Origin of the sequence: Bacillus sp. C30 (genome assembly GCF_040838255.1) — a bacterium.
GTDB classification, from domain to species: domain Bacteria; phylum Bacillota; class Bacilli; order Bacillales; family Bacillaceae_G; genus Bacillus_A; species Bacillus_A mycoides.
The window spans coordinates 21,198-31,722 of record NZ_JBFPJH010000019.1 but is presented as its reverse complement, the minus strand read 5'-3'; the positions used below and the strand labels follow the sequence as shown (position 1 = coordinate 31,722).

Here is a 10,525-nt window from a genome sequence, read left to right as displayed (position 1 = left end):
GATATAAGATTAGAATGAGAATAAAATGAGAATATGAACGTTTTAGTAATTTTTAAAATGTATATAGAGGATTAATGGAGGTATTGAGATGGCTGGTTCTACATTAACGGTTAAAGACTTACACGTATCAATCGACGGCAAAGAAATTTTAAAAGGTGTAAACCTTGAAGTAAAAGGTGGAGAAATCCACGCAATTATGGGACCTAACGGAACAGGTAAATCAACTTTATCTTCTGCGATTATGGGTCACCCAAAGTATGAAGTAACAGAAGGTAGCATCATCATCGACGGTGAAGATGTATTAGAAATGGAAGTAGATGAGCGTGCGCTAGCAGGTCTATTCTTAGCGATGCAATATCCAAGTGAAATTAGCGGAGTAACAAACGCGGACTTCTTACGTTCTGCAATTAATGCACGTCGTGAAGAAGGCGATGAAATTTCTCTTATGAAATTTATCCGTACTTTAGATAAAAACATGGAATTCCTAGAAATGGATCCAGAAATGGCACAACGTTACTTAAACGAAGGTTTCTCTGGTGGAGAGAAAAAACGTAACGAAATTCTTCAATTAATGATGATTGAGCCAAAAATCGCAATCTTAGATGAAATCGACTCAGGTCTTGATATCGATGCATTAAAAGTTGTATCTAAAGGTATTAACCAAATGCGCGGCGAAGAGTTCGGTTGCCTAATGATTACGCATTACCAACGTTTATTAAACTACATCACTCCAGACTTCGTTCACGTTATGATGAACGGTCGTATCGTTAAATCTGGTGGCCCTGAGCTTGCACAACGTCTAGAAGCTGAAGGTTACGACTGGATTAAAAAAGAATTAGGTATTGAAGACGAAACAGCAGAGCAAGAAGCGTAAGAGAGGAGCATAAACATGACAATCGGTACATTACCTTTCGATCAAGAAACAATCCGTCAGCGCGCAAGCGAAGTAAACGAAGCTGCTTGGTTGACTGAGTTCCGCTTACAAGCTCTTGCACAAGCAACTGAACTTCCAATGCCAACGCCTGATAAAACGAAAATTGAAAAATGGGACTTTATCGGAAAAGGCGACGCTGCTAAGCAAGAGCCTGTAAGTTCTTTAACAGAGCTTCCAGAAGCAGTGAAAAACTTAATCGATGAAAATAACAGCGTATTAGTACAACGTACTGGTACAACTGCTTTCGTTTCTTTAGCAGACGAAGCAAAAGAAAAAGGTGTTATTTTTACAGACATCGTAACAGCTGCAACAGAGCATGCTGAATTAGTACAAAAGTACTTAATGAAAGACGGCGTGAAAGTAGACGAGCATCGTCTAACTGCACTTCATGCTGCATTAATCAACGGCGGTGCATTCGTATATGTTCCGAAAAACGTTGTTCTTGAAACTCCACTTCAAGCTGTATTCTTAGTAGACGGCGAAGAAGCTAACGTATATAACCACGTATTATTCGTAGCTGATGCGAACAGTACTGCAACATATGTAGAAAACTACGTTGCAAATGAAAATGCTAAAGGTATTGCAAATATCGTAGCAGAAGTAATCGTGGAACAAGGCGCACAAGTGAAATTCGGTGCGGTTGATCTATTAGCAAAAGACGTAACAACTTACGTTAACCGCCGCGGTATTGTTGGACGCGACGGCCGCATTGATTGGGCTCTAGGCCTTATGAATGACGGAAACACAATTTCAGAGAACGTTACGAATTTAATGGGCGACGGATCATATGCTGATACAAAAACAGTAACAATTGGTCGTGGTAACCAAACACAAAACTTTACAACTAAAGTTGTTCACTTCGGTAAACACTCTGAAGGTTGGATTTTAAAACACGGTGTACAAAAAGATAGTGCAACATCTATCTTTAACGGAATTGGTAAGATTGAACACGGTGCATCTAAATCAAATGCACAACAATCTTCTCGCGTTCTTATGTTAGATGAAAAAGCTCGCGGTGATGCAAACCCAATTCTTTTAATCGATGAAGATGATGTAATGGCAGGTCACGCAGCTTCAGTAGGTCGCGTAGATCCGTACCAATTATACTACTTGATGAGCCGTGGTATTCCAAAACGCGAAGCAGAACGTTTAGTCATCCATGGATTCTTAGCACCTGTAGTAAATGAGCTTCCAATTGAAGGAGTAAAGGCACAGCTTGTTGAGGTAATTGAAAGGAAAGTTCGCTAATGAATATTCATGAAATACGCAAACAGTTTCCAATTCTTGATCAAAAAGTGAACGGCAAACAACTTGTATATTTCGATAGTGCAGCAACTTCTCAAAAACCAATTCAAGTCATTGAAACGTTAGAACGTTATTATAAAGAATATAATTCTAACGTGCATCGCGGTGTTCATACGCTCGGTACGAAAGCTACCGACGCGTATGAAGGTGCACGTGAGAAAGTTCGCAAGTTTATTAATGCGAAATCAATGGAAGAGATTATTTTCACGCGCGGAACGACAACTGCATTAAATACAGTAGCAGCTAGCTATGGCCTTGATAATGTAAAAGAAGGCGATGAAATCGTCATCTCTTACATGGAGCACCATAGTAACATCATTCCGTGGCAACAAGTTGCGAAGAAAACTGGTGCAACTTTAAAATACCTTCCGCTTCAACTAGACGGTACAATTTCTTTAGAAGATGTTCGTCAAACAGTTACACCGAATACAAAAATCGTTTCTATCATGCACGTTTCTAACGTACTTGGAACGATTAACCCTGTAAAAGAAATCGGAGCAATCGCACATGAAAACGGTGCAATCATGATCGTTGATGGAGCACAAAGTGCACCTCATATGAAAGTGGATGTACAAGATTTAAACTGTGATTTCTACGCATTATCTGCTCATAAGATGTGCGGACCAACAGGTGTCGGCGTATTATATGGTAAGAAAGAATTGCTAAACAATATGGAACCAATTGAATTTGGTGGTGAAATGATTGATTTCGTAGACTTACAAGAGTCTACTTGGAAAGAGCTTCCGTGGAAGTTCGAAGCAGGTACACCGATTATCGGTAATGCAATCGGACTTGGTGCGGCAATTGATTTCCTAGAAGAAATCGGTCTTCATAATATTGAAAAGCATGAACATGAATTAGCGCAATACGCTTTAGAGAGACTATCAGAAGTAGATGGCGTTACAATTTATGGTCCAAAGCATCGCGCTGGTCTAGTTACATTTAATATTGAAGACGTACATCCTCACGATGTAGCAACTGTATTAGATGTAGAAGGCATTGCGGTTCGCGCAGGACATCACTGTGCACAACCGCTTATGAAGTGGCTAAAAGCTTCTTCTACAGCACGTGCGAGCTTCTATTTATATAATACAAAAGAAGAAATTGATACATTTGTTGAATCACTAATCAAGACAAAGGAGTATTTCACAAATGTCATTTAATAATTTAGATACGTTATATCGTCAAGTTATTATGGATCATTATAAAAATCCTCGTAACCATGGCGTGTTAGAAGATAGTGTTACCGTTAACTTGAACAATCCAACTTGTGGCGATCGTATTCAACTTACGATGAAAGTAGAAGAGGGTATTGTACAAGAAGCGAAGTTTGAAGGCGAAGGATGTTCAATTTCAATGTCTTCAGCTTCAATGATGACACAAGCAGTAAAAGGAAAGAAAATTGAAGAGGCCCTTAAGCTTTCTAAAATTTTCTCTGACATGATGTTAGGAAAAGAGTATGATGACAGCATTGATTTAGGAGATATTGAAGCATTACAAGGCGTATGCAAGTTCCCGGCACGTATTAAATGTGCAACATTAGCGTGGAAAGCGTTAGAAAAGGGCTTAAACGAAGATAAGTAATGTTAAAGGTTCCTAAAAACGAGGTTATATAAGGAGGGACACACCAACATGGCGAAGCAACTGCCAGATATCGGCGATTATAAATATGGTTTCAAGGATAAAGACGTTTCGATTTTCCGTGCTGGACGCGGTTTAACAAAAGAAATCGTTGAAGAGATTTCACGTATGAAAGAAGAACCACAGTGGATGTTAGACTTCCGTTTAAAATCACTGGATAAGTTCTATGAAATGCCAATGCCACAATGGGGCGGCGACTTAAACGACTTAGATTTCGATGAAATTACGTACTACGTAAAACCATCTGAGAAATCTGAGAAGTCTTGGGATGAAGTACCTGAGGAAATTAAAGCGACATTTGATAAATTAGGTATTCCTGAAGCTGAGCAAAAATATTTAGCTGGTGTATCTGCACAGTACGAATCTGAAGTTGTATACCACAACATGAAAGAAGACCTAGAAGATCTAGGAGTCGTATTCAAAGATACAGATAGCGCATTAAAAGAGAACGAAGATATTTTCCGTGAGCATTTCGGAAAAGTAATCCCACCAACAGACAACAAATTCTCTGCATTAAACTCTGCAGTTTGGTCTGGTGGATCATTCATCTACGTTCCAAAAGGTATTAAAGTTGATACACCACTTCAAGCGTATTTCCGTATTAACTCTGAAAATATGGGACAATTCGAGCGTACGCTTATCATCGTAGACGAAGGCGCACACGTACACTACGTAGAAGGTTGTACAGCACCTGTTTACACGACTAACTCACTTCATAGTGCGGTAGTAGAAATCATCATTAAAAAAGATGCATATTGCCGTTATACAACAATCCAAAACTGGGCGAACAACGTATACAACCTAGTTACAAAACGTGCGGTTTGTGAAGAAAACGCAACGATGGAATGGATTGACGGTAACATCGGATCTAAATTAACGATGAAATACCCAGCAGTTATCTTAAAAGGCGAAGGCGCTCGTGGTTTAACATTATCTATCGCGATTGCTGGTAAAGGCCAACACCAAGATGCTGGTGCGAAAATGATTCACTTAGCACCAAACACGTCTTCAACAATCGTTTCTAAATCGATTGCGAAGCATGGTGGTAAAGTAACTTACCGTGGTATCGTACAATTCGGACCAAAAGCGAAAAACTCTCGCTCTAACATCGAGTGTGACACGTTAATCATGGATAACCAATCTACATCTGATACAATTCCTTACAACGAAATCAAAAACGATTACGTTTCACTTGAGCACGAAGCGAAAGTATCTAAAGTATCAGAAGAACAATTATTCTACCTAATGAGCCGCGGTATTTCTGAGCAAGAAGCTACAGAAATGATCGTAATGGGCTTCATCGAGCCATTCACTCGCGAACTTCCAATGGAATACGCAGTTGAAATGAACCGTCTAATCAAGTTTGAGATGGAAGGTTCTATTGGTTAATATTTAAAGTGGAAGCCACCGAACATTCTAGCCGCTGGAACTGGATAATATATGTATGAAGAAAGCGCCCTGCACAGCAGGGCGCTTTTTTATGTTGTGCTGGGTTCAGGGCAGGCTGGGATACCCTCGAACCTAAATCGTATCCACCTTATCCACAGATTTAATACGCTCCCAAATATGTTTCATCCCAATGAAAGAACCATATCCAATTAAAGCACCTAGCATATTCAATATGATGTCATCAATATCAAAAACACCAGTAAAAGTAAGGAGTTGTAACGATTCAATTAATAAAATAAACTTAATGAAAATTTTAGACGCCATTTTTACATTGTTAATTTGTTTAAATAATAAAGGTAGTAGGAATCCGAATGGGATAAATATGAGGACGTTTCCTAATGTATTCATAAGTACGATGTCTATATTATAAGGATCTAGTAGATGTGTTAGATCGAATCCACTTAAATAGCGGATTGTACTTCTGAAAGGAACTAAGTTTATTAACCCACCGTGTATAGAATGCCAGTCACCTGTTTCAAAGAAGTACTTCAGATTACCAAAGTAAAAAGCTGGCCTCCCGAGCAACAGTTTAAATAATAAAACAAATGAATACGGTAAAAATAATCCCCAACCAATCCACTGTACATACTTTTTCGTAGAAGATTGCATCGCTTTTTCAATTTCAGTTCCTAAAGTAGAGGCTTCTCCGAAGTTTTGAATGGCTAATGTAGTAGCTTCTTCTTCAGATTTTCCTTGATCGAGAAATTCTTGTTTTAAACTTGTAAGATGATCGTAAATTTCGAAGTATAGTTCGTCTTTATCAGATTGGGATAGGTTTGTTTTTTGAACGATACTCTTTATGTATTCTTCAATCGTCATTAATTTAAAGCTCCTTTCTGACAAGTTTTAATAAGAGTTGTAACTGAATCCCATGCTGTTAGTTTTTCTTCTAAAATTTTCTTTCCGTTCGTAGTAATGCGATAAAATTTTCGTTTCATACCAGTTTCAGATTCACCCCAGTATGAATTTATTAAATCCTTTTGTTCCAAACGTTTGAGTGCTGGATAGAGTGTACCTTGGCTCATTGTGTATAGATCATTGCTGTTTTCTTTTAGCCTTTGAATAATTTCATATCCGTACGTATCGTGCTGTTTAATGATGGAGAGAAGTAAAATATCAATACTTCCTTTTAATATCTCTTTATCCATTTTATGGTTCACCACCTTATGATGAGATTGTAACACGACATATGTCGTGTTACAAGGTATATGTGTAGGGTAATACTCCATCTAGGAGGCAGCAAAAAGCTCTTCGCCAATCCGTCCAACAAACTTCCTGACAAATAGGTCCCCCCCACCGACTACAAAGAAAATCCTCCTCCAACTAATCCACAGATTAGAAAAAATAAATTTTTCCATATTAAAAGGGCAATCTTTGGCTTTTTCTTATAATGCGAGTACAATGTAAAATAGCAAGAAAAGACGAAAAGTATTTACAGGATTATTGCGTACGTATAGCGTAAATGGCAGTAAGGAACTGAGAGGAGGTTTTTTCTCTGAATATAAATAAAGAAACAATCATCCACCTTTATCATACAAACGATATACATAGTCATTTTGAAAATTGGCCGCAAATTTCTCGGTTTGTACAAGGGGAGAAAAGGCGAAGACAGGAAGCGGGAGAGACTGTTTTAACTGTGGATATTGGCGATCATGTGGATCGTTTTCATAGTATTTCGGAAGCGACAAATGGACTTGGGAATACAAAATTATTAAATGAGGCGTTATATGATTATGTAACAATCGGAAATAATGAAGGAATTACATTGGCGAAAGAGCATTTGAATCGTCTATATGATGATGCTGGTTTTGAGGTGCTTGTAGCGAACTTATTTGAAAAAGAAGGTGTACGTCCAGCGTGGGCGAAGCCTTATAAATTACATACAACGACAGATGGGATTACGATTGCCTTTATTGGATTAACGGTAGCTTATCCAGAGTTTTATCATATGTTAGATTGGCATATTGAAGATCCAATCATTCATTTAGAGTCTATTTTAGAAGAAGTTAAGGATACAGCTCATATTACTGTTGTGCTTTCTCATCTTGGAAAAAGTATGGATGAGTATATGGCGGAGCATTATGATATAGATGTTATTTTAGGGGCACATACGCATCATTTATTTGAGCGCGGTGTTCTTGTGGATAATACTTTGCTTTGCTGTTGTGAAAAGTGGGGACATTACGTTGGTCACGTTCAGCTTACTGTGGATAAAGAGACGAAGAGACTGTTGAAAAAAGACGGTAGAGCGATTAAGACAGAACGGTTAGGTGCTTATAGCGAGCCGTTATCCACAATTGAAATGCTAAAGGAAGAAAGTAAACAGATAATGGCTGAGCCTGTCGTTCATTTAAAAGAATCATTGCCGGTTGATTGGTTTAAGGAGACGACGTTTTCTCATATGTTGGCAAGTGCACTTAAAGAGTGGTGTAATGCGGATGTTGGGATGGTGAATGCTGGTGTACTTCTTGAGGGATTAAATGAAGGTGTTGTGACGCGCGGAGATATTCATCGGATTTGTCCACATCCAATTAATCCATGTCTATTAAAAGTACCAGGGAAAACGTTAAGAGAAGTTATTTTGAAAGCGCGCCGTCCGAATATGGAAAATCTAGAGGTGAAAGGATTCGGATTTCGTGGAAAAGTAATGGGGAAAATGATTTACGATGGTTTGGAAGTGATTCCAGATACGATTCCAGGGAATAAAATTTTACTAGAAGATGTATTGATTAACGGCGAATCGCTGGAATTAGACCGGATATATACGGTAGGAACGATTGATATGTTTACATTCGGATACTTATACCCAGAGCTATCCACACTTTCTGACAAACAATATTATATGCCGGAATTGCTTAGAGATGTACTAACAGACATGTTGATAACTTATACATCTTCAGTCAAACTATAGGCTAGTTAACTTGTAACACTCATTTTTCTCTTGTCATAAAGATAAGAAAGAGAGGAGTGTGAACTATGGTTAATGTAGAGCCAATTATAATTGATAACTATACGTTCATTGCTGTTAGCGTAAAACTTCCAAAGACAAATTTGCTAGCTGTAATGAGCGATAAAGGATATATTATGTGCGGTGCTTTAGATGTAGGTCTTCTAAATGAGAAGTTAGGTGATCGAGGAATTATTGCTGGCCGTGCGGTTGGTGTAAGAACGATTGAACAACTTCTTGAAGCACCGCTGGAATCAGTAACGACTGGAGCCGAAGCTTTAGGTATTCCGGTAGGCACAATCGGAAAAGATGCACTATTAAAAATGAGATAAGCATATATCGTCCCTCTTTCTTGCATAGAAATAATATAAGAAGGAGGGTTTTCTTATGGGAATATTTCGTTCGAAAAATTCGCGGTTTCGAAGGGGACCGATTTCCTTTCGGTATATACTGCTTATTTCATTTATTATTTTTATCGTAATGGTAGTTCAAGGTTTATGGATTGTAAATAAAAGTATTCAGCCAACGTTAATTAAATATGGGGAAACAGAGACTCATAAAATGGCAACAGCAGTTATGACGAAAGCGGTAAAAGACCGAATTAATGAAGGGTTTGATGTAGATTCATTAATGAAAGTACAAACGGATAGGAACGGGAAAGTATCTACAATTGATTTAAATACAAAACAAGTAAATGAAATATTAACATCGACTACTGCATACATAGAAAAATATTTACAACAAGTAGAAAAAGGGGATACGAAAGCACTTGGTATTTTTGAAGAGAATGGGGTATCTATGTCAGTTCCTTTTGGGCGTATAACTGATAATGCACTTCTTGGTAATATAGGACCGGATATTCCGATTAATTTTACGCCAATTGGTCATGTGAATACGGATATTAAACAATTAGTTGAGCCGCAAGGAATTAATAATACAGCGATCAAAATTATTATGGAAGTGGAAGTGACGTTACAAGTTATGATTCCGTTACGCACGAAAGAAATTAAAGTGAAGCAAAACATTCCGATTGCGACGCGCATCGTTCAAGGTGAAGTGCCTACTTATTACGGAAGTGGCGGAGTTGTTGTACCAGATAAAAAGAAAACGGATAATTAGTCAGTAGTGTTCTATTGATTTATATTTATAAAAAATAACCGTAGCAATTTGCTACGGTTATCGTTTTGTATTTGCTCGTTCTTTTCGTTCCCAAAGGCTTAAATGCATGTATGGATCGAAAGCCCATTCTGTATAGCCATTGTCTTTATACATGCCGAAATGTAAGTGAGGCGGGAACTTTCCAGCTGTACCAGGAGGACCGTAGCCGGTACTACCGACAAATCCGATTACTTTTCCTGGCTCGACAATTTGTCCGAGCTGTATTTCTTTAGAGAACCCGCCTAAATGAGCGTAATAGTGGTAATTATTATGAAGGTCACGAATACCAATGCGCCATCCACCAAGGCGATTCCATCCTTTTGTTTCAATAACGCCATAGCAAGTTGATCGTACTGGTACGCCATATCCAGCAAAAATATCGGTTCCTTCATGAATCCTCCTGCCGCCAAAGCTTCTACCAGCACCGAAAGTACTACGATAGCTATGGTCACTGCGAATCGGGAGAGGGAAAGCATTACCTTCTAAATTAATGCGTCCATAATGTTTATAAATTCGGGCGTATTCTGTAATTAATTCAACCGTTTTTGCACGTCTATAATATTCCCAAAGCATAATGTTAATACGTTCTTCCGACGTTCCTTGTTTCTTTAAAATGGTTGCTGCTGTATGCAGAAGATCACGGTCGTTATTTGCATTTGCAAATCCATCTTTGTCACCATCTAAACCCATTCCGCCAAATAGAGAAATTGTATGGGGGAGAGTATCATTACTATTAACAGGTCCAGCCCATATTTCAGGTTTGAAATAAAGGGAAATGATGGCATCTGGTTTTTTCGGAATATCTTTTCTTACACTCCGTATGTTTCTTTCGTATTGATCCATTGCGGCTAAGTAATACCACGGAATACCGGAAGATTGCTCAGTTTCTTTATATAGTGCCATGCGCTTTTCATATATGCTTTGCTGATTATCTTCACCGTAAGCGATGTTTTGGTGGAGAAGAAAGCAAATCGAAAGCAAAAGAGAAATTTTTCGAAGCATGAAATAGACTCCTTTCACAACATCACTCTTTTTAGTGTGGGATATACGGAGTATTTCATTATAGGGAACGATTGGAAAAAATCTTAGAA

The 10,525-nt window shown here is 38.3% G+C and carries 11 protein-coding genes; 8 read left to right on the top strand and 3 right to left on the bottom strand.

The window, feature by feature from the left end:
- Window positions 1–88: 88 nt before the first annotated feature.
- From sufC to sufB, 5 genes are read left to right on the top strand one after another with little or no spacing between them, the layout of a single operon-like run.
- A complete protein-coding gene (gene sufC, locus AB3X49_RS04370; protein WP_002034576.1) occupies window positions 89–874 on the top strand; it encodes a Fe-S cluster assembly ATPase SufC in 786 nt (261 codons plus the stop codon).
- A gap of 15 nt (window positions 875–889) precedes the next feature.
- Window positions 890–2,182 (top strand): Fe-S cluster assembly protein SufD, encoded by a 1,293-nt coding sequence (gene sufD, locus AB3X49_RS04365; RefSeq protein ID WP_002089372.1) that lies wholly within the window; start codon window positions 890–892, stop codon window positions 2,180–2,182.
- The gene (gene sufS, locus AB3X49_RS04360; RefSeq protein WP_002015930.1) at window positions 2,182–3,402 is read left to right on the top strand and encodes a cysteine desulfurase SufS; all 1,221 of its coding nucleotides are present in this window, start codon (window positions 2,182–2,184) and stop codon (window positions 3,400–3,402) included. Before sufD ends, sufS begins: the two co-directional genes overlap by 1 nt.
- On the top strand, window positions 3,392–3,823 hold the full coding sequence (sufU, locus tag AB3X49_RS04355) for a Fe-S cluster assembly sulfur transfer protein SufU (RefSeq protein WP_002089369.1): 432 nt from the start codon (window positions 3,392–3,394) through the stop codon (window positions 3,821–3,823). The genes sufS and sufU overlap by 11 nt, the downstream gene beginning before the upstream one ends.
- Before the next feature lie 48 nt (window positions 3,824–3,871).
- A complete protein-coding gene (sufB, locus tag AB3X49_RS04350) occupies window positions 3,872–5,269 on the top strand; it encodes a Fe-S cluster assembly protein SufB (RefSeq protein WP_002015928.1) in 1,398 nt (465 codons plus the stop codon).
- 132 nt (window positions 5,270–5,401) lie between these two features.
- Here sufB and AB3X49_RS04345 read toward each other — a convergent pair whose 3' ends face one another.
- Complete coding sequence (locus tag AB3X49_RS04345) at window positions 5,402–6,148, bottom strand: VanZ family protein (RefSeq protein ID WP_367960660.1); 747 nt, start codon at window positions 6,146–6,148, stop codon at window positions 5,402–5,404.
- Window positions 6,148–6,477 carry a PadR family transcriptional regulator gene (locus AB3X49_RS04340; RefSeq protein ID WP_016121000.1) on the bottom strand — a complete coding sequence of 110 codons (330 nt, stop codon included), beginning with the start codon at window positions 6,475–6,477 and terminating at the stop codon, window positions 6,148–6,150. Before AB3X49_RS04340 ends, AB3X49_RS04345 begins: the two co-directional genes overlap by 1 nt.
- A 347-nt stretch (window positions 6,478–6,824) precedes the next feature.
- On the opposite strand from AB3X49_RS04340, the gene AB3X49_RS04335 reads away from it, so the two are divergent.
- The 3 genes from AB3X49_RS04335 to yunB all read left to right on the top strand — a co-directional run bounded on the left by AB3X49_RS04335 (window position 6,825) and on the right by yunB (window position 9,395).
- Entirely contained in the window at window positions 6,825–8,240 is a 1,416-nt protein-coding gene (locus AB3X49_RS04335; RefSeq protein WP_350219316.1) for a bifunctional metallophosphatase/5'-nucleotidase, read from the top strand.
- A gap of 65 nt (window positions 8,241–8,305) precedes the next feature.
- Window positions 8,306–8,608, top strand: coding sequence for a YunC family protein (locus tag AB3X49_RS04330; RefSeq protein WP_002015926.1), 303 nt, complete (start codon window positions 8,306–8,308; stop codon window positions 8,606–8,608).
- 55 nt (window positions 8,609–8,663) lie between these two features.
- Window positions 8,664–9,395 carry a sporulation protein YunB gene (gene yunB, locus AB3X49_RS04325; RefSeq protein WP_002129745.1) on the top strand — a complete coding sequence of 244 codons (732 nt, stop codon included), beginning with the start codon at window positions 8,664–8,666 and terminating at the stop codon, window positions 9,393–9,395.
- A 57-nt stretch (window positions 9,396–9,452) separates the two neighbouring features.
- On the opposite strand, the gene AB3X49_RS04320 is transcribed toward yunB, so the two are convergent.
- A complete protein-coding gene (locus tag AB3X49_RS04320) occupies window positions 9,453–10,436 on the bottom strand; it encodes a M23 family metallopeptidase (protein WP_367960657.1) in 984 nt (327 codons plus the stop codon).
- Window positions 10,437–10,525: the final 89 nt, after the last annotated feature.